This is a genomic window from Paenibacillus bouchesdurhonensis, assembly GCF_900155685.1.
GTDB lineage: Bacteria > Bacillota > Bacilli > Paenibacillales > Paenibacillaceae > Fontibacillus > Fontibacillus bouchesdurhonensis.
Window position 1 is genome coordinate 548,733 of sequence record NZ_LT732547.1, and the last position, 24,378, is coordinate 573,110.

Genomic DNA, 24,378 nt, shown 5'->3' on the forward strand with positions numbered 1-24,378 from the left:
ATATGCTCTGCCACTAACCACTGCCATCAGTAAATCCGATAGTTCCCGCTCAAAGCCAGTAGACTGAAAAAGTACAGACAATTGTCGTAATAACGCCGTTCGCCTGTACGAAGCGGCGTATTCCAGAACAAGCGGACGAAATGCTCCGCGTCAGGGCCGTCAGCGGCCAGGGATGCTGACGCTAGGGTTGCCAGAAGTCCGATCGGGTGCAGCGATAGCTCGTCAAAAGGCTTCCCGTCAATAGTATATCGGCGGTAGTCGGAGACCTCGATGTCCCGGAAAAATGCCTGGATTCGATTGGATTGTTCGACCTGCCAAGGATCTTGGCAGAACCATACCCAATCCAGGCCGATATTGGCGGCTACCCGGTAAGAGTCGCTGAAGAAATGACGGAAGTCGCCATGAGGCTGTGGATCGGCTGGTGTTCCGTCATAATTAGCGTATTCCGGAGCGAGACCGGTTTGGGGATGGCATGCTGTATGCAAATAGGCTCGGCTGGCCTTAGCAGCCTCCCGCCAAAACGCGGCGTCTCGCTCATCGGCCAGCAGGGCGAACAAGTCGTAAAAATGAGGGAGATGGTATGACGGATCGCTAAACGTAGACTCCGGTATAAATTTGATGAGTTTCGTTGCCGGATCCCACATCGGATCGCCTTCACCGCCCTCGCCTTGATGCAGGCATGCTCTTAAAATCGTCTTAGCCTGTTCGGAATAGTTAAAGGGTTCCGGCCCGTCTCCCCAACGGTTTGCAGCGAAGAATAGAGCCATGGCATAAAACTCTTCCCCGTCCGGGGCAGGCCCCTGAGAGATGCGGGTACCGTCCGGTTTGCAGTGCCAGGCGAAGTAGTTGGCGTAGCGGCCTTCTTTATGCTGCATAAACGTTTTCGAGAAATTCCACAGTCGGTCAAACTCCTCCTTTTTGTCCATTTGCACAGCCATCATCATCCCGTAAGACATACCTTCCGTCCGCACATCCAAATTTCCGGTATCTAGAATATAGCCTTTATCGTCGCCCATCGGATAATAAATTCGCACATCTGGATCCCCGTAGAACAAATCGTTCCATGCCTGTTCCAGCCTGGCTTCGATGTCCGTCTCAGAATAGCCGAGCTCATCGAACAAGTTCCTATATTTTTTTGTATGGAAAGCGCCTAATCTACTTGTAGACATAAAAAAACCTCCCTATATCGTCAGTTTGCTCTATCATAGCACGACAACGGGTGAGTAAATTAAAGCGCTTTCCCTAATTATCTTAGAACTTCTCTTGGTAAGAGAAAGAAAGTATGGTGGTCTAATTTTCCTAAGAAAACCAAAAAAGAAACTCCAACAAAATCACAAAAAATTCCATTTATATTTTTCGAAAGCAACTATAAAATTAACTTGTGCAAATGTAATTTATTGCTAAAAATAACAGAAGGGAGGAGAAATGGGATGGGAATTTGCATGAAGGGAGGAAAAGGCTCGGATTATCAAGACAATCTTTCGGACTTCCAGGAGGTAGCAGTTTCCGTTGGTGCTATTTTAAGAAGATGTAGAAAGGAGACGTATCATGATATGGAAAAAAAACTACTTGATTTTGATAGCGCTTGCAATGGTGGCGATACTCATGTCCCCCGGCTCGTATGCTGCGCAGAATGAGAACCATTTTGAAAACCCTATCCTTTGGGCAGACGTACCTGATCCCGACGTCATCAGAGTTGGCAATGCTTATTATATGACAAGCACAACGATGCATATGAACCCAGGCGTGCCGATCATGAAATCTTATGACCTCGTTAATTGGGAGATTGTGAATTATGTTTACGATACGCTTGGGGATTCGGACGCACAGGCGCTGAGGAACGGTCAAAACGAGTATGGCAAAGGCTCATGGGCCAGCAGTTTAAGATATCATAACGGTACTTATTATGTGGTCTTTTCTTCTAGCACAGCGGGCAATACATTTATCTACAAGACGCGGGATATTGAAAAAGGGCCCTGGATACGCTCCACGATCGGCTTTTACCATGACATGTCCTTGCTATTTGATGACGATGGGCGTGTCTATCTGGTTCATGGCAGCGGTGATATCCGGATTACGGAACTTAATTCTGACGCCAGCGCCGTCAAGGCGGGTGGACTAAATCAGATTATTATCCCCAATGCGAGCCAGGTTGCAGGCTCTAATATAGGGCTTCCAGCTGAGGGAGCGCATATTCAAAAAATTAATGGCAAGTATTACATCTTCCTAATCACCTGGCCGCAGGGAAAAGGCCGTACGCAATTGGTTTATAGAGCGGATCGCATTACGGGGCCTTATGAAGGACGGGTTGCTCTGGACTATGCGGGTGTAGCTCAAGGCGGAATCGTGGATACGCCGGATGGCAAATGGTACGGCATGCTCTTTCAGGATCATGGATCTGTAGGGCGCACTCCCTTCCTTGTTCCAGTTGTCTGGCAAGACGCTTGGCCGGTATTCGGCGTGAATGGCCAGATTCCCGCGCAAATGCCAAAGCCGGTTCTCGACGTGAATGCCAATAATAAAATCGTGGCTTCTGATGAATTTAATCAGACCCGGCTTCCGCTCGTATGGCAGTGGAATCACAATCCCGACAACAATCTTTGGTCTCTGACGGAGCGCTCGGGTTTTATACGGTTGAAGACCGGACGAACCAGCACGAGTATTCTGGACGCACGCAACTCATTGACGCAAAGAAGCATCGGGCCGGAAAGCTCAGGACGGATTGCGATTGATGTAAGCCGAATGAAAAGCGGAGACTATGCAGGGCTTGCAGCTTTGCAGAAAAACTATGGGTTCGTCGGCGTAAAAATGTCCGGGAATTCCAAATCAATCGTCATGGTCAACGGGAGCGGGACAGCTCCGGTGGAAGTCGCGAGCGTACCTCTTGCTCAGGACAATGTGTACTTAAAGGTTGAAATGGACTTTAAAAATAAAACCGATAAAGCCTATTTCTATTACAGCCTGGACGGCAACCGGTGGACAGCTATTGGCAACACGCTGCAAATGAGCTACACCCTGCCGCATTTTATGGGCTATCGATTTGCCTTGTTTAATTATGCGACGCAATCGGCTGGAGGGTACGTGGATTTCGATTATTTTAGGATTGAGAATCGGATGACCGGGACGGAGGGATCGGGAGAATCGCCACCGTCACCTGTACAAAGCGGGTCGGTGTATAAGCTGAGAAATGCGCATAGCAGCATGGTTATCGGTATCTCCTCCATGTCCATGGCGAATGGAGGACAAGCCGTCCAATGGAACGATAATGGCAGTGCAGATCATCAGTGGCGGTTTGATCGTTTAAGCAGCGGCTACTACAAGCTGACGAATATCCATAGCGGCAAGGTGCTAGGGATTGAGAACATGTCCACAGCGAATGGCGCTTCCGCCGTACAATGGGATGACAATGGCACGGCGGATCATGAGTGGCAGCTCGCGCCCGTGGGCGACGGCAGCTACAAATTGTTGAATCGCCATAGCGGCAAGGTTCTCGGCGTGGACGGCATGTCCAAGACGGCTGGTGCAAAAATCGTGCAGTGGGACGATAACGGCACGGCGGATCACAATTGGAGCCTCGCATTCATTAGGTAACGAATATGCGAAAAGTACGAATGCACGGAGAATTTATTTTTAACAATGAGGAGGGAATTGAAATGAAGAAGGGTAAGAGAAGCATAGTTTTACTATTAACCTTTGTGCTGCTGGGGATGGGGATGTTCCAAGGCCAAGCGGTCCACGCGGAAACGCCGGCGATCGCCAAAACTCCCGGCAACGCCAATCCGCTGATGGATCATAAGCTTGGTGCGGATCCGTTTGCGATGACTTACAACGGCAGGGTCTATCTTTACATGTCCAGCGACGCTTATGAATACGATAGCAACGGAAATATTAAATCGAATTCGTTCAGCAATTTGAACAAGGTGCACGTGATTTCTTCGGACGACATGATGAACTGGACGGATCACGGCGCTATTCCTGTCGCAGGGCCTAATGGCATCGCCAAGTGGGCCAACGGTTCCTGGGCCCCGTCTGCCGCCCATAAGAAGATCAACGGACAGGACAAGTTTTTTCTTTACTTCTCCAATAGTGCAGGAGGGCTTGGCGTACTCACCGCGGATAGTCCGATCGGGCCGTGGACAGATCCGCTTGGAAAAGCGCTGGTGACTCTGAACACACCTGGAGTTGCGGGGGTTGTATGGCTGTTTGATCCGGCCGTATTAGTCGATGATGATGGCACGGGTTATCTGTATTTCGGCGGTGGAGTCCCTGGCGGTAACAATCCGACACAGCAGCAATGGGCGAGTCCTAAGACAGCCCGCGTCATCAAACTAAGTAATGATATGATTCATACGGAGGGCAGCGCGCAGGTCATTGACGCTCCGTTCTTTTTTGAAGACTCGGGAATCCACAAATACAACGGCAAATATTATTACTCTTACTGCTCCAACTTTGGTGGAACTCATCCGCCAGGAACGCCTCCTCCTGGAGAAATCGCTTATATGGTGAGCGACAACCCGATGGGGCCGTTTACTTATGTAAAATCGATCTTAAAAAATCCGTATGAGTTTTTCGGCGTTGGGGGCAATAACCACCATTCCATCTTCCCATTCAACAATAAGTGGTATATCGCTTACCATGCCCAGACCGTCAGTAAAGCCATACTTGGCGATGGACTTGGATACCGCTCTCCTCATATTAATGAGCTGACGTATGCGGGAAATGGAGAGATTAACCCGATTCAGGGAACGATGAAAGGCGTTTCGCAGATCAAAAATCTAAATCCATATCTACGGACGGAGGCTGAGACGATCGCCTGGCAGGGCGGCATTTTGACGGAGGTTGCTCAGGCGCCAGGCGGCATGGTGCCAAGCGTAAACATGAACGTGACCGATATTCACAACGGCGACTGGATTGCCGTCGCTAATGCCGACTTTGGTTCGGAAGGCGCAACAAGCTTCAAAGCGAATGTGGCCTCGACGGTTAGTGGGCAAATTGAAATTCGGCTTGGCAGTCCAACGGGACAGGTAGTCGGCACGCTCCAAGTGAACCCGACAGGCGGTAATCAAACATGGAGCCTCCAAGAAACTACGATAAACCGCGTGACTGGCGTTCATCACGTATACTTGATGTTTAAAGGCGCAAATGACCAACGTCTGTTTAACCTGGATTACTGGCAGTTCGGCAACTCCTCGGGCGGAGGGCAGCCATCCGATATTGAGAACGGCCGCGTATACACGCTGAAGAACGAGCACAGTGGTCTGATGATCGGTATAGCAGGCGCATCTACAGCCGATGGCGCACAGGCCCTGCAATCGAACAATTTTGGTGCGACGGATCACGAATGGCGGGTGGACAGCTTGAATAATGGCTATTACAAGCTGACGAATATGCGCAGTGGTAAGGTGCTTGGCATCGAGAACATGTCCACCGCAAATGGGGCCAAAGCTGTCCAATGGAATGATAATGGCACAGCGGATCATGATTGGCAAATCGTTCCGGTGGGCAATGGCAGCTACAAGATCGTCAACCGCCATAGCGGCAAGGTGCTCGGCGTGGACGGCATGGCCACGACATCAGGAGCGAACATTGTACAATGGGATGATAACGGAACGGCAGACCATAACTGGAGATTCGTATTTGTAAGATAAGGCCGGATAATTGTTTCAATCTCGTCAAGCTCCTCTTAAAGGCAGATAGATTAAACTCTGCTTGAAGAGGAGCTGTTAATTTTTCAGCTACTAAATTGAATGCGAATCCTTGTTTTTTTATGGGAAAGAACCGACATTCATCCTGCCCGTTGTGCATCCTGCCTAATCAATGTCCTCTTTTTTGTACAATGAGTACAATGACGAAAAAGTGAAAAAGGAACATAATAAAGGTGTAAAGCGCGCTTACCCAAATACCCCGCAATAACACAATGCCTCAAAACGTCCACCGCTCTATAGTGGAGAAATGTTCACGAATTTGCCATAGCCTAGTTATTGATCCGAGTAGGGAAGTTTTCTAAATTTGCTTCGCGGCTTTTAATATGGCTATAAATGATAGCGCTTACTTGTGTGCTGAGGTTTGAGCTATCTGTTATTATGCATATTTTTCCCTTAGCCAAGAAATGCTAAATCAAGCACCTCAATACACTTAGTTAAGCCTTGAGCCTTCTTCCTATGCGGATGTTGAGTGGGAATTTGTCTATGAAAGCGGTGTTCAAGCCGAATACAAATTTCGATATTGTGTGCCAAATTACATGCTTAGAGGTGAACGGAAAGTGGATAAAGTAAAAACGGATCTTTGGCGGAAGGGCGACTGGGCCGCATATTTCGGCCTGCTGGCTAACAACTTGACTAACCTGTTGACCATGAGCTCGCTGCTGCTGTTTGTGGTTGGATTTCCTAAAGAGATGGTATATGGTAGAATCGTTCCCGCTTTTGGACTATCCATCTTTATCGCCAGCTTATGTTATTTCTGGTTTGCGATCCAGCTTGCCAAGAAAACAGGAAGAAGCGACGTGACCGCTCTTCCCTCGGGCCCTAGCGCGCCATCCATCTTCACAGTTACTTTCCTGGTAATCCTGCCAGTCTTTAAAACGACGAACAATGCCGAGTTCGCATTTCAAATCGGGCTGGTATGGTGCTTGTTTGAAGCGGCCATCCTCATCGTGGGAGCATTCCTCGGTGACACCATCCGACGTTTGGTGCCAAGAACCGTTCTGTTGTCTACCTTGGGCGGTTTGGGACTCTTGCTGCTTGCGATGAACCCGATGCTGCAGTCGTTTGAAACACCGATTGTCGCATTTGTGGTGCTGATCATTATTTTCATTAACTGGTTCGGCAAATCGCCGGTATTCAAAAGAATCCCCACCGGATTTCTGCTGCTCCTCGTGGGGACTGCCTTAGCTTGGATCTTCGGCTTGCAGAACCCTGAAGCAGTAACCGCTGCATTAGGCACGATCGGCTTCAACCCGCCGGAAGTGCATGTGACCAGCTTGATCCAAGGCATCCCAAATGCATTGCCGTACCTGGCATCTGCAGTACCGCTTGGACTGGCCAACTATGTCTTTGATTTAGAAAACATCGAGGCCGCGCATGCTGCAGGCGACCCCTATAAAACACGTCGTGTTATGCTGGCTAACGGGATCGCTTCCAGTATCGGTGCATTCTGCGGAAATCCCTATCCGGTAACGGTTTACATCGGGCACACCGGCTGGAAGTCGATGGGGGCGGGGATCGGCTACTCGATCGCCACGGGGGCTTCGATGCTGATCATTGCCTTGTTTGGGCTAGGAGCATTGCTGCTATCCATCATACCGGTCGTCGCGATCGTACCGATTCTGGTCTACGTCGGCATCGTGTCCGCGAATCAAGCTGTAAGGGAAACGCCGAAAGTGGAGGTGCCCGTCGTCTTCATTGCCATGTTTCCGTGGATTGCCAACTGGGCATTGACGATGGTTAATAATATTTTTAGTGCGGCAGGTACCGATGCAGCGAGTGTCGGCATCGATGTGCTTCTCTCGAAAGGCGTGTATTACAACGGCTTGTTCCATCTGGGCAATGGCGCGCCTCTGAGCAGCTTGCTGTGGGGTATGCTGACCATATTCGCCATACAGAACAAACCGCTTAGCGGCCTTATTGCGGCCTGCCTCGCTTCCCTGCTGTCCTTGTTCGGAATTATCCATTCGGCCATGGTCGAATTTGCCAATCCTGGGATAATGCCGTTCGTATGGGCGTATCTTATGGTAGCTGCAATATTTGCGTATAAGTATTTTACGGATCGCAATACTCCGAAGCTCGAAGAGCCGGTCAATGCGAAGTAAAAAAGGAGTGAATACGTCATGGATCAACCATTGAATGAGAAGCTTATTACTGCCAGTGAACAAGGCGATTTGCCCACTGTCGAACAGCTTTTAAATGAAGGGGCGAGCGTGGATTATAAAGATGCGGGCGGTCGAACTGCGCTGATGGCGGCCGTGCAAAAAAACCAAATCCCCGTTGCAAAGCGGCTGATTGAAGCGAACAGCGATGTCAACACTAGAGACGTCACGCAGTTGACCCCGTATTTATGTGCGGGCGCCAACGGATTTCATGAAATCTTGAAGCTGACGATAGCGGCAGGTGCCGATATCAAGAGCGTAAATCGTTTCGGAGGAACCGCCTTGCTGCCCTCGAGTGAGAAGGGCTACTTAAGAACTGTTCGGGTATGCCTGGACAGCGGCGTTGCAGTGAATCACATAAATGACCTGGGTTGGTCGGCTTTGCTGGAAGCGGTCATTCTCGGCAATGGCGGCCGCTTGTACTCCGATATTATTGAACTGCTGGTCGCAGCGGGAGCCGATCCCCATCTACAGGATCGGGACGGGAAGTCGTCACTGGAGCATGCGCAAGCTATGGGCCAGACGGAAGTCGTCAAAATCCTGAAGAACGAAGACAGAGAGCAGCATGAGGCGATTCTACAGGCAAAATCCCTGATCAAGGCGGACAACTATGAGGAAGCGCTCGGTATTTTGGATGAGGCGCTCGACAAGGAAGGCAGCAATGCCGATTTGATCTATTATAAAGCTTACTTTTTAAGCGAGCTGGAACGTTATGGCGAAGCACTTGAGCAGTACCGCAAAGGACTTGCGCTGAATCCGCACGATCTCGACTTTTATTTCTACACCGCGAATACGTTGCGGATGATGAGGAAGCCGGAGGAGGCGCTTGCTGAATACGACAAGGCCATAGAGCTCGATCCCGAAGAAACCTTCTATAGATATCACAAATCCAATTACTTAAGAGAATTGGGGAGACACGAGGCTGCTGTAGCAGAAATGGACAAGCTGCTGGCTCAGCAGCCGCACCGTTACGATTTCTCTTTTCATAAAGCAAACAGCCTGCGCTCCTTGGGCAGACATCAAGAAGCGATCGATGCGATCGAGAATGCCATTAAGCACGATCCGGCGAATCCGCTGTATCAAAAGCATAAAGCTCAGTCGCAAGAGCTGCTGGACAAGGTGTGAGGCGGATATGGCTAACATTCAAAGGCTGCTAGCTACATTGTCCAGAATCAATCAGTTTGGAGCCGATCCGCAGGGAAAGGGAATCACTAGGCTTGCCTATTCCGAAACCTACACGGATGCGTTGGCTGATTTCAAGGAGTTATGCGAAGCCGAACAGATGGCTGTACGGGTAGACGCATTCGGCAATCTGATTGCCAGACGGGAAGGCAAGAACCCCCATCTTCCCGTCGTTGCTCTTGGCTCCCATATGGATACTGTCATTCACGGCGGGGAATATGATGGCACATTAGGCGTAGCCGCTGCTTTGGAAGTGATCAGGAGCCTGAACGAGGAGCGGGTGGAAACCGTTCATCCCATTGAGCTCATTGCATTCGCTTGCGAGGAATCGGCCCGATTCGGGGCTTCTACGCTTGGAAGCAAAGCAATGACGGGTCTCCTGGATACTTATGCCGTGTCTAATTTACGGGATAAGAACGGCATTACCATTCAAGAGGCCTTCCGTGAATGTTCCTTGGACTTTCACAAGATTGGCGAAGCTCTAAGAAGACGAGAGGAGTTCAAGGTATTCCTTGAACTCCATATTGAGCAGGGGCCCTTGCTGGAAGCCCAACGACAGCAAATAGGTATTGTTACCGGCATTGCCTCCCCTACCCGTATTCAGGTGCATGTGAGTGGGAAAGCGTCGCATTCCGGCACGACGCCGATGAATGATAGACAGGATGCGTTGGCGGCAGCCGCTGAAATTATCCTGGAGGTGGAGAGTGCGGCGAAGAAGGAAGCCGCCTTTGGGACTGTGGGAACGGTAGGAGTATGCATGGTTCAACCCGGAGCTATGAATGTGATTCCGGATTCCGTTACGCTTCAACTAGAGGTGCGCGGCACGTCGGAGCAATCGAAAAATAACGTGCTCGATTCCCTGTTCCGTTTGTTTCGTGAACTGGAGAGCCAGCGCGGAGTCATCATAAATCCAGCAGTGATCAATGTAGAGCGTCCCGTGCTTCTCTCCGAGGAGGTTGTAGCGAAATTAACGGAATGCTCTGAATCATTGGACTTAAGCTATATTCGTATGACAAGTGGCGCAGGCCATGACGCGATGAGCATGGCGCATATTTGCCCGACTGGACTCATTTTTATTCCTTGCAGGGAGGGATTGAGCCATCATCCCGACGAATTTGCAGCAGTCGAGCATATCGAGGCAGGGCTGCGACTGTTGAAAGAGGCGGTATTGGCTTTTGCCATCCCATCTTCTTAAATAGAACAAGCCGAGCGGTATGCGGGGGTTGAACCCCAAAGGCCGCTCGGCTTGTTCATATATATTTACTTAGATTCTACCCGCTGCATGAACTCGCGAGGGGAAATGCCCTCGACCTTCTTGAACACTTTACTGAAATAGAAGGCGCTGTCGTAACCGAGCTTATGGGAAATTTCGTTGATCCGGCCCTCGCCGCGCAGCATCATTTCTTTGGCCGTCGCAATTTTGGTGTCGGTGACGTATTTGACGAAATTGACTTTGGCAGTTCTGGAGAACAGGTGACTCAAGTAATTAGGGCTAAAGTTGAAAATATCCGCGACCTGGTTCAAGGACAGCTTGCTGTCAAGGTTGCGCTTGATGTAATCCTGAACTTGCCGGATGACCTGCTCCTTGTAGCTCTGCTTCCTGGAGGAGAGTAGCTCGCAGCATCCGTCGCGGAATTGCACGAGCCAGCCGATTACGCCGTCGATGGAGCTCTGCTGATAGATGGCTCGGTAACCTTCAGGCTCCTGTTCGAAGATCTGCTCGACTAGATTCTCTCCATCGGCAAGCAGGGAGGTGGCCATATAGAGCACACTACAGGCCGCATCCGTTGCCGCAACGAGGAGATCGGGCCGCCCTTCGAAGGCCTCGATCATACTGGTAATAATACTGTGGAGCGCATCGGTATCCATCTCCTCGAACGCTCGGCGGATCTCGGAGCGAGAGGCCGAGTAATCGAAGAGGGGCTGCTCCAGATTAGAGCCTTTTTTATCATCCGCATAAAAGACAAAGCCTTGCTGCTCCAACGCGGCGGGCAAAGCCCGCCGGGCGGCAAGATAACTCTCATGAATCATGTATGGATCGTCTACGGCATGGCCAATTCCGCCCATAATCCTGACATTGAAATAATTATGCAGCACCTGGGCCATATCCGAGAGCAGTGACTCGATGTCAGGCCTCCATTGCAGCGAATGAGCATCATCGATCGGCAGAATGATGGTAAAATTGCGCAAATCGAGGCTGGTCACATAGCAGGGCCTGACCGAAATCAGCCGATCTCTTGCCATCTTCACGGTGCTGGTGCACAGGGTGACCAGCTTGTCGCCGCTCGGCGGAACGGTATCCGGGGCCATGATACGGCAGGTGCATACCAGGTAGGCCGGGGCGGACAGCTCAAGCTCCAGATCCTCCTTTTGCAGAAGGTACTGATTCTTGTTCTCGAACAGATTGTTGAACAGCCGGACGAAAAATTTCTCCCGAAGCTCGTGAAGCTTACTGCGATGCATCAGATCCGGGTAGCTTTCTACCGTTTTATGCTCCTCTAGCCGCTTCATTGCCTTCCTAATCGAGGCCTCCAGCGCTTCGGGCGTTAGCTCCAGCTTCACCAGATAATCGACCGCCTGCATCTCGATGGCCGTGCGGGCATACTCAAACTCCTCATAGCTGGTCAAAATAATGAAGAGCGGAACGCGACCGTATTTGCGGCGAACCGACTCGGCGACCTGCAGGCCGGTTTTGATCGGCATTTTAATATCAGTAATCACGATATCCGGTCGATAGGCTTCAATCAATTCCTCGGCCTGCCCTCCGTTATAGGCGACCCCAACAACTTCGATTCCGTATTCCTCCCATTTCAGCATGGACTGCAGGCCGATACAGACTAGGGCTTCATCATCGGCAATCAGCAATTTGATCAATGCAATCACTTCCTTACAAGTTTGCGATATATGCCAGCATCATTCCGTTGTCCGGTAAGGCAGCAAAATAAACATCTTCGTATATTGATCCTGCACGCTCTCGATCGATAATCCGTATTGCTCTCCATAGGTGAGCTTCAGCCGCTCATTGACATTGCGCAGTCCCATGCCCTCCAGCAATCCCTTCGCGGCGGAATCCTGATGCGAATCCTGCTTCCGAGGGGCTAGAACCTCGGTAATCTGCTCCTCGCTGATCCCAATTCCATTATCCTCCAGGGTGATCAGAATGTCGTTCCATCCGCTGCGTTCAATACTTAGCCTAAGACGGCCATGCCCCCTTGGCTCAATACCATGAAAAATCGCGTTTTCCGCCAGAGGCTGGAGGGTGAACCTGGGGATCAGCCCCGTCAGCAGCTGTTCATCATGGATCATCGTTTCCATCGTCACGTTGCTGCCATAGCGGTATTTTTGGATGAGAAAATAATCCTCCAGCAGACTTAACTCCTCCTGCAGCGGCACCAGCTTACGTCCATCCTTGGCAATGCTCCGCAGCAAGCGCGACAGCGAAGTGGTCATTTCCGCAATGCCCGTAGCATTCTGGATCGTCGCCATCCATTTGATCGAATTCAGTGTGTTATATAGGAAATGCGGGTTAATCTGGCTTTGCAGCATGCGGTACTCCAGCTCCTGCCGCTGCTTCTCGTCCGCGACCCGGGTTTCCATCAGGGAGAGGATGTCCTGGGAAAGGCGGTTGATGCCGCGCCCCACATCGCCAAGCTCGCTGTTCCATTCCATGTTCCGGTCGATGAGGAAGTTGCCTTGGGCGATTTTATCGATGCGCTTCTTGAGCTTCTCGACAGGCAGGCTGATCGTCTTGGTCAAATAGACCGTAATGACGCCGCTGGAGGCAATCACGAGCACGCAAACGCCCAGCATGAGCAGCAGCCATAGATTGAATTGCGGAGCAAACTGCTTCTCTGACAGTGTCTGGGATAGCGTCACTCCCTTGCGCACCGGATACGACACGGAAATCAGCTTCTCGCCTTCGTTCATTTCCAGCCAAGACAACGATGTGACGCTGCCGATGGCCGTCTCTTCATCATAAGGGGTCGCCTTATATCCCGCGGGGAGAGGAACAATCCGATCCCCCTGAATTTCATAGGGATGCTCCCCAAGGGTCAGCAGCAGCTTCGCATCCGCTGGCAGGCCGTAGCCCTTCAGCTTGTCGGTAATGACGGAGGTGTTGGCCAGCAGATACACGGTTCCGATCCGGTTGGCATTATCCCCGTAAATGGGCATGACGAAAGGGATCGTCTTGGTTAGGGAGAGCGGGTCCTGAATGACCCGTTCCCATTCCTCGGTAGCATCCGCAGCCAGTCCGGGCAGTTGATTAATGTTATGAATCGTTAACGGGACGGATGTGCTGACGGAGTTGTCCACTTGAAAAAATTTATCCTTATTATCGGTCACGATCAGCCGGCGCACATACCCGTTGGAGCGGTTCATCCGGAAATCCTCCTGCAGCGAGGTGAAGACATGAATTGCCTCCATAGAGCTCGGCTGATCGGACTTGAAATAATCATTCAGCATGCGATTGGTCGAGGAATTAGTACTGCAGGTCATCGCCAGAACCGACAGATTCATCAAATCCTGCTCAATGATATGGGATACGAGCTGCAGATTGAATTCGGTAGCCTGTATCGTTGTTTTCCTCTGAAAATAGGAAATGAGCTCATAGCTGAAAAAAGACAGCAGGGATGCAATCAGCAGAGCAAACACGGTCATGATCAGAATGATCCGGCTTTTGATGGTCGCCTTTCGTTTCGTAGAAACCACCTCTTCTTCGCAGAGTATTAAGCGCTTTCATTCGAGTGGGTAACACTACCATAACATGAACGCTAGTCCGCAGACATAGCAGGTTAGACAGAAACAACGATTTTTACAGGTTTTTATGAGAATTTTACAGCTTTCCGTGCCTACTGAAAAGAAGTGAACAGAAAAGTGAATGAACTGTGATAAAAAATGTATGCCCTTTCATTTTAAAATCAACTAGGATAAATGTAGAGATTCGAAATGCTGAATCCGGCATCAAAATTAGATGAAAAGGGGACAAAAACATGAGAATGCGAAAATGGTTAGGGATCACTCTTGCTGCCGTACTCTTGCTCAGCATGCTGGCCGGCTGCTCCGGGAACAGCGGAGGCAAGAATGCTAATGCGACGGAGCCGCCTGCCGCGAACAATAATGGAACCGCTGCCAATACGCCGTCTGAAAGCCCGATCACGTTGAAATGGGCTTTGTGGGATTGGGAAGCGACCGCTTATTACCAGCCGCTGATCGATGCATATAAAGCGAAGAACCCCAATGTGACGATCGAGTACGTGGATCTGGGCTCAACGGACTACATGACCATGCTCAGCACGCAGCTCTCCGGCGGAGCGGATCTCGATATTCTTACGGTAAAGGATATTCCGGGATATGCCAACCTCGTGAAACAGAACCATTTGGAGCCGCTGAAAAAGTTTATGAGCGAGCAAAGCATCGACGTATCGCTTTATGGCGGTACGGTCGAGCAAATTCAAATGAACGATGAAGTGTATGCGCTTCCTTTCCGCAGCGACTTCTGGCTGATTTATTACAACAAGGATCTGTTCGATCAGGCAGGTGTTCCTTATCCGACGAATGATATGACGCTGGAGCAGTACGATGAGCTGGCGCGGAAAATGACGTCAGGCAGCGGCGCGAACAAAGTGTACGGTGCCCATTACCACACATGGCGCAGTGCGGTACAACTGTTCGGCATTCTGGATGGCCAGAACACCGTCGTTGACGGCGAATACGACTTCCTGAAACCGACCTATGAGCGCATTCTCAAGCAGCAGGAAGACGGAATCGTCATGGATTACGCCACCTTGAAGACGTCCAGCACCCACTACTCTGGGGTGTTCTACAACAACTCTGTTGCCATGATGAATATGGGCAGCTGGTTTATTGCGACGCAAATCGAGAAGGTCAAGAGCGGCGAGTCGCAGGCGACGAACTGGGGCATCGTGAAATACCCGCATCCGGAAGGCGTAGAACCAGGCACTACGCTGGGAACGATTACTTCGCTGGCGGTGAATAAGAAGTCGGCCAACAAGGAAGCTGCGCTAGACTTCATGAAATTCGTCACAGGTGAAGAAGGCGCAGCCGTTATTGCCGCTACGGGCACCATTCCGGCGATCAAGAACGATGAAGTCGTCAATTCTATCGCTTCTGTCGAGGGATTCCCTGCGGATGAGGCGAGCAAGGAAGCGCTGACGACGGCGAAAACTTACTTGGAAATGCCGCTTCATGAGAAGAGTGCAGACATCGAGGTTATCTTGAACGAGGCGCATGACAGCATCATGACCAAAAATGCGACAATCGACAAAGGTCTCGCTGATATGAACACGCGGGTACAGCTTATTATAAACAATTAAGAATAGACACATAAATACCAGGGGGCGGGCTAATGGCCTGCCCTTTGCCAAACCTTTAGAAAGCTAGCAGGTTAGGAGGAGGAGAGATGCTATGCAGAACGAAACCGTAATACGAAACCATACGCCGAAAAAAAGCAGCATGACCAAGAAGGCGAAGGATCATCTGGTGGCCTACAGCTTTATCGCTCCCAATTTCATCGGCTTCGCCGTTTTTACGCTGGTGCCTATGGTCTTTGCCCTCATACTTGCCTTCGTGAAGTGGGACGGCGCCAATCCGATGGAATTCATCGGGATGAACAACTTCGTTCGTCTTTGGAAGGATCCCACCTTTCATAAATCGTTATGGAATACGGTGATCTACACTGTGGGTGTCGTGCCGCTGACGATGGTATGCGCACTAGGGCTCGCGATTCTGCTCAATCAGAAAATATTCGGGCGAAACTTCATGCGGACGGTGTTCTTTTTCCCTTATGTAGCTTCGCTCGTAGCCGTCGCTGCAGTATGGAATTTTATTTTTAGCCCGACGATGGGACCCGTCAACAATATTCTGCATGCGATAACCGGGATTCCGATTGAGGAGCTGCCGCGCTGGGCCGCGGATAAAGACTGGGCAATGTTCACGGTCGTGCTGTTTACTGTATGGAAGAACATGGGGTATTACATGGTGATTTATCTGGCTGGGCTTCAGGGCGTGAACCCCGAATTGTACGAAGCTGCCGAGCTGGACGGCGCGAACGCCTGGCAAAGATTCCGCAATGTAACGATTCCGCAGCTTGCGCCTACGACTTTCTTTGTACTGATGATCCTGGTCATTAACTCGTTTAAGGTCTACGATATTTTCATCAACCTGTTTGCCGGCGCGGATAATCAGTTGAATGACTCGACAAGGGTGCTCGTCTATCAAATTTACAACACGGCCTTCCGTTCCTTGGATTACGGCTATGCAAGCGCGATGGCGATCGTATTATTCCTGCTCGTCCTCGGCATCACGCTAGTGCAGTTCCAGGGCGAGAAGAAGTATGGACAATAGGGGGATTTACGGATATGGTAGGAGCAAATAAAGGAATTCAAATCGCTGCCAAAGCGTTTGCCTATGTCGTTCTGATCGTCGTCGTGTTGTGCATGCTTGTGCCTTACTTGTGGATGCTCTCATCCTCACTCAAGCTGAACAAGGACGTGTTCACCTTTCCGATGCAGTGGATTCCAGAGCTTCCGCGCTGGAGCAACTATCAGGAAATCTGGACGCGGATTCCGCTCGGCACGTTCATTTACAATACCGCCAAGCTGTCGATTATCGTCACGGTTTTGCAGATCCTGACATCGAGCTTTGCGGCCTATGCTTTCTCAAAACTGAATTTTACTGGTAAAAAAACGCTGTTCCTCGGGTACATTGCCACGATTGCGATTCCTTGGCAGGCTTACATGGTGCCGCAGTTCATCATGATGCGCTCAATGGGGCTGAACAACACCCACCTTGCGATCATCCTGCTCCAGGCGTTCTCGGCCTTCGGCGTCTTCCTGATGCGGCAGTTCTACCAGAGTATCCCGGATGAGCTGTGCGAAGCGGCCCGGATCGATGGTCTTAGCGAATATGGCATCTGGGCGCGGATCATGCTGCCGTTGTCGAAGCCGGCATTGTCGACCCTGACGATTTTTACCTTTGTGTCAACGTGGAATGACTTCCTGGGGCCTATGATTTATTTGACCAAAACCGAGCTGAAGACGATCCAAATCGGTCTGCGGATGTTCATCTCCCAGTATTCGGCGGAGTACGGCCTGATTATGGCCGCGAGCGTCGTGTCCATCATTCCGGTGCTGGTGGTGTTCCTGGCGCTGCAGAAATATTTCGTGCAGGGAGTCGCCTCTTCGGGCATTAAAGGATGATGGGGTTGTAAGCGAATTCAATCGTCTTCAAGTGAATACAAGTGAAGTACAAGTGAATACAAGCGGAATACAAGTGAGCACAAGTGAATATAAGCTAAATGTAATTGGGAAAAAGTGGATGCAAGCTAAATACAAGCTAAATACAAGCTAAATACAAGCTAAATACAAGATACAAGCGAAATACAAGCAAAAAAACACAGGCAAAATACAAGCAAATACCAGAGGAACGAAGGGGAAGATTGGTGATGGGGAACGTCTCTCTTGGATATGAAAAGCTGGCGGACAATCCGCTGAAGACGCGCGATGATCTGGCCGCCGCCTTACATCAGCTGCTTGCGCCGCTTCGGCCTTGCTATAGCAAGGGGAAGGCCAGGCTGGAGATCGGTGCAACCGGAGCAAGCTATCCGGCTGCGGTTGCCGGGATGGAGGGCTTCTCCCGGGTGCTGTGGGGGCTGGTTCCGCTCCTAGCTGGCGGGGGCTCGAGCGATTTATGGGATATCGTACTTGAAGGGATCGAGAACGGAACAGATCCGGGACATGAGGAATACTGGGGCAAGGTGGACGATTATGATCAGCGGCTGGTCGAGATGGCTGTGTTTGGCTACGCGCTGGCGCTGATCCCGGACAAAATCTGGGAGCCGCTTGATGTGGAGGCAAGGAATAATCTCTATGCCTGGCTGAATCAAATCAACTCGCATCCTTGTCATGACTGCAACTGGCTGTTCTTCAATGTACTCGTGAATATTGGCTTCCGCAAAGCGGGACTGCCGTACGATGCCGGGCAGCTGGAGCAGAACCTGAATCGGCTCGACGTTTTTTATCTGGAGGAAGGCTGGTATAGCGATGGGGTAGGGGGGCATTGCGATTACTATGTGCCGTTTGCTTTCCATTATTATGGGTTGCTCTATGCTGGGCTGATGGAGCGGGAAGACCCCGATCGCTCTCACAGGTTCAAGCAGCGCGCGAATGAGTTCGCGTCCAGTTTCCTGGCCTGGTTCTCCCCGGATGGCTCAGCAGTTCCTTATGGACGAAGCTTATCTTATCGCTTCTCCCAGTCGGCCTTCTGGGGCGCAATGGCTTTTGCTGGGGCGGATAGTCTGCCGCTGGGCGTATTGAAAGGGCTCCTGCTGCGCAATTTGCGCTGGTGGTTTAGCCAGAGGATGGTGGATGCGGGCGGCATTCTAACGATCGGCTACGCTTACCCGAACCTTGTGATGGCGGAGAACTACAATTCGCCGGGTTCGCCGTATTGGGCGCTGAAGACTTTTTTGCCGCTGGCTTTGCCTGCGGATCATCCTTTCTGGCAGGCCGAAGAGCTGCTGCTGCCGGAAATGGACGCATTGTCCGTTCAAAATCCGGCGCATCTCGTGCTGGCTCGGGACGAGGCGTCCGGGCATGTCGCGGCCTTTAACAGCGGTCATCGGGGCACGAACGAGCATACCCATACTTCGGCTAAATACGAAAAGTTTGTGTATTCTACCTGGTTTGGGTTCAGCGTGCCGCGTTCCGAATGGGGGTTGTCCCAAGGAGCCTTTGATTCCATGCTGGCTTTGAGTGAAGCCGGGGACAACCTCTACCGTGTCAGACGCCGCAACAACGAGACGATGATCCGGGATAATGTGCTCCATGCTGTGTGGAAGCCTTGGGCTGACGTCGAGGTCAGTACCTGGCTTGTGGCCGGGCTTCCATGGCATATCCGGATTCACCGGATCGAGACGCTGCGCAGCTTGGATGCCGCCGAAGGAGGGTTCGCCCTCGGTATCGAAGCGCCGCCGCTGCAGCGCGTTGAGGCAAGCGAGGCTGCTGCTTCTAGCCCTTGGGGGATTAGCGGCGTGCGGAGCCTGCTGGGCTATGAGTCGGCAGGGCTGGTGTGGCCGAACGCCAACACGAATTTGCTGCGGGCGCGCACGGTGATTCCGACGCTGACTGCTTCGCTTGCGCCAGGGGTGCACTGGCTCGTGTCGGCGGTGTATGGGGAGCCGGGTAAGGCGGGGGCAGTGGAAGAGTTGGATCAGGCGGATGCAAGCTTGGACGGCCTCCCGGAGATCGGGCTGAACGTCACGATCGGGGAAGGAGCTATTGCCATTCGGAGTCGCCGAGGGGAAGAGATCATAATCCCCCGTAATTGAGAATAAGCCCAGCGGCTAGAACGCAATGTTTGGATGAAGAGGATTCTATGATGCCATATAAGATGAACTAAGGAATGGGATGCAGACAAGGGAGAACAATGAATCCGAAGAAACGGAAAGCTTTCTGAGAGAAAGCGGGGCAATAGCGATTGCAGGAACATATGACGTAATTCCCCTACATCCATTTCAATAGTTCAACTTATATAAATGGATATATATAGCAGTTAGTTTCTATGACAAAGAAAAGAAAGCAGATTTAAATGGAATTCATGTTATTAGAAGAAGGGGAATTACCAATCATCCGCTGGGTTCTAGATTTTAGATGCATAAAATCCATCTACTCCCCTGAAACATTCGTTTAGAGCATAATTAGATACATGAATTCCATTTGATTTACGATACAGCTTATTAGGCATCTCAGTACGACAGCAGCTTGGTATACGCTTTTTAGTTTAAGGAATCTAAGTTTACGATATCTTGGTGTAAAACATACAAGTTCACGACATCTTGGTGCACGACAGCTAGGTGTACAGTTTATACAGATCTCAAATCCGTGTGATGGAAAGGAAAAGTGATGAATGAAGCGGGTTGAGAAGATAACCAAACTATTGCCGGGAGAGGGAGAGTCCCTAGAGAACGCAGAGGCTTCAGAGAACGAAGAGTCCCTAGAGAACGCAGTGTCCCCAGAGTACGTAAAGTTCCCGGAGTACGCAGAGTCCCCAAAGTACACAGAGGCTCCTGAGCTGACAGAAATCGTGAGCAGAATGTCTCCAACTGGACTGCATTTATATTTTCCGGATGGCGATGCTCGACGGTTTTGGCGCAATGTACGAAACGGCGAGGAATATGCTGCGGATCTCGCCGAAATTAGGGCAGAACGGGATAGGCTGCGGGGGGCGGCATGGCCTGATCTCACGTATTCGCTCTTCTCTCAGTTTGCGCAGACGGGCTCCAGGCTGGCATATGAGCGGGCTTATTTTGAGCGGAGAAGACGGTTGAATACCTATGCTTTGTTATCGTTGTTGGAGCCGGAGTGCGAGGAGCACCATACGGAGCTGCTGGAGGCCATTTGGGGAGTATGCAGCGAGGTGAGCTGGTGCCTGCCAGCGCATGTCAGCCCGGAGCGGCCGCTTGCGGAGACCATTGACCTGTTTGCGGCAGAAACGGGATATACGTTAGCTGAGCTGAGCGTGCTGTTGGGCGACAGGCTGCCGGAGATGCTCCATGTGCATATCGCTGAACTCGTTTATGGACGGCTCCTGAAGCCTTTCGTTGAGAGTGGCCCCTATGAATGGGAGGAGGCGGAGCATAACTGGTCTGCCGTATGCGCCGGATCCATCGGCTCGGCAGCTCTTCTGCTGCTGGATGAAAATCAGGATCGGGAGCTTCTGGCACGGATTTTGGAGAAAACCCAGCATAGTATGACCTGTTATCTAAAGGGCTTTGGGGATGACGGCGCCTGCCTGGAGGGGCTTGGATATTGGAACTATGGCTTCGGCTATTTCGTATATTACGCCGACCTGCTATACAAGCGCAGCAGGGGTGAATTGGACTGGTTTGCCCAGACAAAGGTTAAAACAATTGCCGGCTTCCAGCAGAAATGCTTCCTGGGCGGCAGCGCCGTAGTTAACTTCTCCGATGCATTGCCTTATGGAAGCGTGCATATCGGGCTTTCACGCTATATTTCCAGCACATATGCAAGCGTTCCGCCACCGCCATCCCGTCTGCGGGCGGACTACCGGGAGGATCATTGCAGCAGATGGGCGCCCGCGCTGCGGAATTTGCTCTGGCGGGGATTGTCAGCGGAAGTGCAGGACTGGGAACCGGGCGATTTTCTGCTGAAAGATGCAGGCTGGCTCATTTCCCGTACCGTCTCGCCGAAAGGTGTCTTTGGCTTTGCCGCCAAGGGAGGACATAACGATGAGCCGCATAACCATAACGACCTTGGCCAGTTCATGCTGGCGGGAGATGGAGAGTTCTTCCTGTCCGATCTTGGCTGCGGGGAATATACGAAGGACTATTTCGGCCTAGCCCGCTATACGTATGATTGCAACGGATCACAGGGTCATTCGGTTCCTATCATTAACGGCGGTCTGCAGATGGCCGGAAGAGCTAGAACCGCTTCTATACTGGAACAGACAAGCAGCGGGATGGAGACTCGGATGGCCGTAGAGCTGTCCAAGGCATATGATTGCGAGGCGTTGCTTTCCTTTAAGCGATCTTGGCTGTGGAGCAAGGAAGAGCTGCCGGATTTGGAGCTGCGAGATGTGTTTGCTTTTTCCAGCAAGCCGCTCACCTTAGTGGAACGATTTGTAACGCTGATTCAACCGGAAGAATTGGGGGAAGGGCGTCTCCTGTTATCCCGCAGTGATCTCGCTTTGGAACTGGTTTATGACCAGCGGCAGCTTCAGGCTGAAGTAAAGGAGCGGATCTATCGCGATCATTTTGGGAAGGATCAGGTATGGTATACGCTGGATTTCCATGTATTACAACCGGAGCGGCATCTTGAACTGAGCTTTCTTTTTCAATTTATACGACAGTAAGGCTGTTGGATTTGAAACTAAGCAGTGGCAAAAGCCCTCTTAGAGAAATAGCATCTAAATTATTAAAATGAAGCATCGAGGAGAGAGGAGAGCTACGGAATGAAAACGGAACAGGCTTGGATAAACGAGGCTTGGCATAAATCGCTGGAAAAAACGCTGCGGAATACCGCTCGAATCGGATCTGATTTTCCCCATGCGAGTCAAAATGGAGTATATCAACTGGCTGAGCCAAGCTGGTGGACAGCGGGCTTTTGGCCGGGGATGCTCTGGCTTCTGTATCAGGAGAGCGGAAAGGAAGAGCTGAAGGCGCTGGCCGAGGAATGTGAGGCTAAACTGGATGAAGTGCTTCACGGCTTTGTAAAGCTGGATCATGATATGGGGTTCATGTGGACATTGACCAGTATTGCAAACTACATGTTGACAGGCAACGAAACTTCGCGAATAAGAGCTATGAAGGCTGCGAACTATCTTGCTGCTCGTTTTAATTTGAAGGGGCAATTTATCCGGGCGTGGAATCCCTGGTCAGAAGGAGAGCGGAATGAAGGCCAGGCCATCATTGATTGCTGCATGAATATGCCGCTCCTGTTCTGGGCTTCGCGTGTCAGCGGCGATCCTCGTTTTGCCCACATTGCCGAGGCGCATATGGATACCGTGCTAAAGTATTTTATTCGAGATGACGGCTCGGTGTATCATATCGTCAATTTTGATCCGCAGACGGGTGAAATGCTGGAAGGGTTGGGCGGTCAGGGATATGCTCCTGAATCTGCCTGGTCGCGGGGCGCTGCTTGGGCCATCTACGGCCTGGCTTTGGCTTATCACCATACAGGTAAGGAGGATTATTTCCAAGCCGCGAAGCGAGTGGCGAATTTCTTTCTCAGCAGGCTGCCGGAGGATAGTGTGCCCGCTTGGGACTTTCGTGCTCCTGATGAGCTGCGCAGTCTTCGTGACAGTTCGGCCGGCTCCTGTGCGGCAAGCGGTCTTCTGCTGCTCGCGAATCAGAGTGAGGGAGGAGATGCGGATGTCTACCGTGCAGGCGGTGAGCGAATATTGAAGTCCCTGTACAAAAACTACGGCACCTGGAATCTCCCTGAAGAGGAAGGGCTGCTGCTGCATGGTACGAGCAACTATCCGCAGGGCACCAATATCGATGTCCCGTTGATTTACGGCGACTACTTCTTTGTAGAAGGCTTGGCTCGGCTGAAGGGCTGCGGGCCGTTTTATTGGGAGTAATCTTTTTAAGGCGGTGCATGGGTATCGATTTCGGCGGATTGCTATCGAGCTCTAGCATTTCTTGTATCGTGTATGTATAATTGTGGAATATCCTCTAACCGCATCGCCCCAGCCTAAGATAAGAGCGATCTTAAGCTGGGGCGTTTTGTTGGATAGAGGAGTATGGGCAATATCAACTATACATATAAGGAGAAGATGACTTATGGATACTGCTGCGAATGTTGGCATATTTGGCATTTTTCCAATTTTGGCTATTCTAATTTACTTAGCATTGATCGGACTAAGCGTTTACTGCTTGATTTTATTTATTAAGCTTGCTCATAGAGGAATTAAGGCCCTAGACATTTACATTCATGAAAAGGGGCGTTAGTCTCGAAATTCCAAACAAACATGGAAGTTATCTTGGCGAGATATTAGAGCCCCTTGATGTCTCAGCCTTCCATTGGCGTACTGGCGGTGAGGAGTCTTATTTAATAAATGCGGAAGGACTGGGGCCTCCCCTTTTTATAGAACAGGCAAGTGGCATGGAGGGCGAGCTTCTAAAGGATCTTATAGAAAATAAATCATATTATTTAATATTTGCAGATCTCAAAGCTTATCCCAAGGGGCAAAACATAACGAATGTGGAAACGTACGAGGATTTTTTACATAGTGGTTGTCAACTATGCCTGCTTGTCGTGGATAGCGTATATATCACGATATTTTGTAAGAGCAATGTGCAACTTGAAAGTCTATATCAAAATGCAAGCGAAAAAGGATTTTGCCATGTCCAATATATCACCGATGAAAATGACTTTAGAACTAGACTGTCCGTATGGTAGTCCGGTGGTAGCTTAATAGTCACGGAAACCTTCTCGTCTACATCTAGCGAGAGCCATTAAAATCACCGTCTTCCGAGGGAAGACGGTGATTTGTTTTAATGAGTAACACCTATAACTAAAGGCGATTAATCGACGTTCCAGTTGGCCATCATGCCTCTCGCCATTTCCATGTCGGCCTCTTTTCCTGTGGTAAGGGCGAACTTGGCGACTAAAGCCGGATAAGCAGCCCATTGCTCCGCGATGTGCTCATGCATACGGGGCCAGGTTTTGCCCCCAGCCTTTTCATAACGTCTAAGCAAATCCCGCAATCTATCTTGGCCAAAAAGGGCATATAGAATGCCCCGAGCCTACCACTGAACCATTCGGTATGCGTGTCTGTTATATCGCTGA

At 50.7% G+C, this 24,378-nt stretch carries 16 protein-coding genes; 12 read left to right on the top strand and 4 right to left on the bottom strand.

What is annotated here, in order from left to right; all coding sequences use genetic code 11:
• Positions 1 to 26 precede the first annotated feature (26 nt).
• Positions 27 to 1,169 carry a family 8 glycosyl hydrolase gene (locus CZ379_RS02270; protein WP_110930121.1) on the bottom strand — a complete coding sequence of 381 codons (1,143 nt, stop codon included), beginning with the start codon at positions 1,167 to 1,169 and terminating at the stop codon, positions 27 to 29.
• Between the two features lie 379 nt (positions 1,170 to 1,548).
• Here CZ379_RS02270 and CZ379_RS02275 point away from each other — a divergent pair, with 379 nt between their 5' ends.
• From CZ379_RS02275 to CZ379_RS02295, 5 genes are all read left to right on the top strand, one after another.
• Complete coding sequence (locus CZ379_RS02275) at positions 1,549 to 3,591, top strand: RICIN domain-containing protein (protein WP_110930122.1); 2,043 nt, start codon at positions 1,549 to 1,551, stop codon at positions 3,589 to 3,591.
• 62 nt (positions 3,592 to 3,653) lie between these two features.
• A complete protein-coding gene (locus CZ379_RS02280; protein WP_110930123.1) occupies positions 3,654 to 5,648 on the top strand; it encodes an RICIN domain-containing protein in 1,995 nt (664 codons plus the stop codon).
• Positions 5,649 to 6,262: 614 nt separating this feature from the next.
• A complete protein-coding gene (locus CZ379_RS26535) occupies positions 6,263 to 7,807 on the top strand; it encodes a xanthine permease (protein WP_234404782.1) in 1,545 nt (514 codons plus the stop codon).
• A gap of 18 nt (positions 7,808 to 7,825) precedes the next feature.
• Positions 7,826 to 8,989 (top strand): ankyrin repeat domain-containing protein, encoded by a 1,164-nt coding sequence (locus CZ379_RS02290; protein ID WP_110930125.1) that lies wholly within the window; start codon positions 7,826 to 7,828, stop codon positions 8,987 to 8,989.
• 7 nt (positions 8,990 to 8,996) lie between these two features.
• Entirely contained in the window at positions 8,997 to 10,241 is a 1,245-nt protein-coding gene (locus tag CZ379_RS02295) for a Zn-dependent hydrolase (protein WP_110930126.1), read from the top strand.
• 65 nt (positions 10,242 to 10,306) lie between these two features.
• On the opposite strand, the gene CZ379_RS02300 is transcribed toward CZ379_RS02295, so the two are convergent.
• Positions 10,307 to 11,920, bottom strand: a complete 1,614-nt coding sequence (locus CZ379_RS02300) for a response regulator (protein ID WP_110930127.1) — start codon at positions 11,918 to 11,920, stop codon at positions 10,307 to 10,309.
• A 39-nt stretch (positions 11,921 to 11,959) separates the two neighbouring features.
• On the bottom strand, positions 11,960 to 13,756 hold the full coding sequence (locus CZ379_RS02305; RefSeq protein ID WP_110930128.1) for a sensor histidine kinase: 1,797 nt from the start codon (positions 13,754 to 13,756) through the stop codon (positions 11,960 to 11,962).
• 281 nt (positions 13,757 to 14,037) lie between these two features.
• On the opposite strand from CZ379_RS02305, the gene CZ379_RS02310 reads away from it, so the two are divergent.
• The 7 genes from CZ379_RS02310 (at position 14,038) to CZ379_RS02340 (ending at position 23,988) form a co-directional block, all read left to right on the top strand.
• Entirely contained in the window at positions 14,038 to 15,381 is a 1,344-nt protein-coding gene (locus CZ379_RS02310) for an ABC transporter substrate-binding protein (RefSeq protein WP_110930129.1), read from the top strand.
• Positions 15,382 to 15,472: 91 nt separating this feature from the next.
• A complete protein-coding gene (locus tag CZ379_RS02315) occupies positions 15,473 to 16,411 on the top strand; it encodes a carbohydrate ABC transporter permease (RefSeq protein WP_110930130.1) in 939 nt (312 codons plus the stop codon).
• Between the two features lie 14 nt (positions 16,412 to 16,425).
• A complete protein-coding gene (locus tag CZ379_RS02320; RefSeq protein WP_110930131.1) occupies positions 16,426 to 17,265 on the top strand; it encodes a carbohydrate ABC transporter permease in 840 nt (279 codons plus the stop codon).
• A gap of 245 nt (positions 17,266 to 17,510) precedes the next feature.
• A complete protein-coding gene (locus CZ379_RS02325; protein WP_110930132.1) occupies positions 17,511 to 19,394 on the top strand; it encodes a DUF2264 domain-containing protein in 1,884 nt (627 codons plus the stop codon).
• A 578-nt stretch (positions 19,395 to 19,972) separates the two neighbouring features.
• The gene (locus CZ379_RS02330; RefSeq protein WP_324616330.1) at positions 19,973 to 21,937 is read left to right on the top strand and encodes a hypothetical protein; all 1,965 of its coding nucleotides are present in this window, start codon (positions 19,973 to 19,975) and stop codon (positions 21,935 to 21,937) included.
• A 99-nt stretch (positions 21,938 to 22,036) separates the two neighbouring features.
• Positions 22,037 to 23,167, top strand: a complete 1,131-nt coding sequence (locus CZ379_RS02335; RefSeq protein WP_110930133.1) for a glycoside hydrolase family 88 protein — start codon at positions 22,037 to 22,039, stop codon at positions 23,165 to 23,167.
• Positions 23,168 to 23,520: 353 nt separating this feature from the next.
• Entirely contained in the window at positions 23,521 to 23,988 is a 468-nt protein-coding gene (locus CZ379_RS02340; RefSeq protein ID WP_110930134.1) for a DUF2691 family protein, read from the top strand.
• A 125-nt stretch (positions 23,989 to 24,113) separates the two neighbouring features.
• On the opposite strand, the gene CZ379_RS02345 is transcribed toward CZ379_RS02340, so the two are convergent.
• Entirely contained in the window at positions 24,114 to 24,287 is a 174-nt protein-coding gene (locus CZ379_RS02345) for a hypothetical protein (protein ID WP_407668590.1), read from the bottom strand.
• Positions 24,288 to 24,378: the final 91 nt, after the last annotated feature.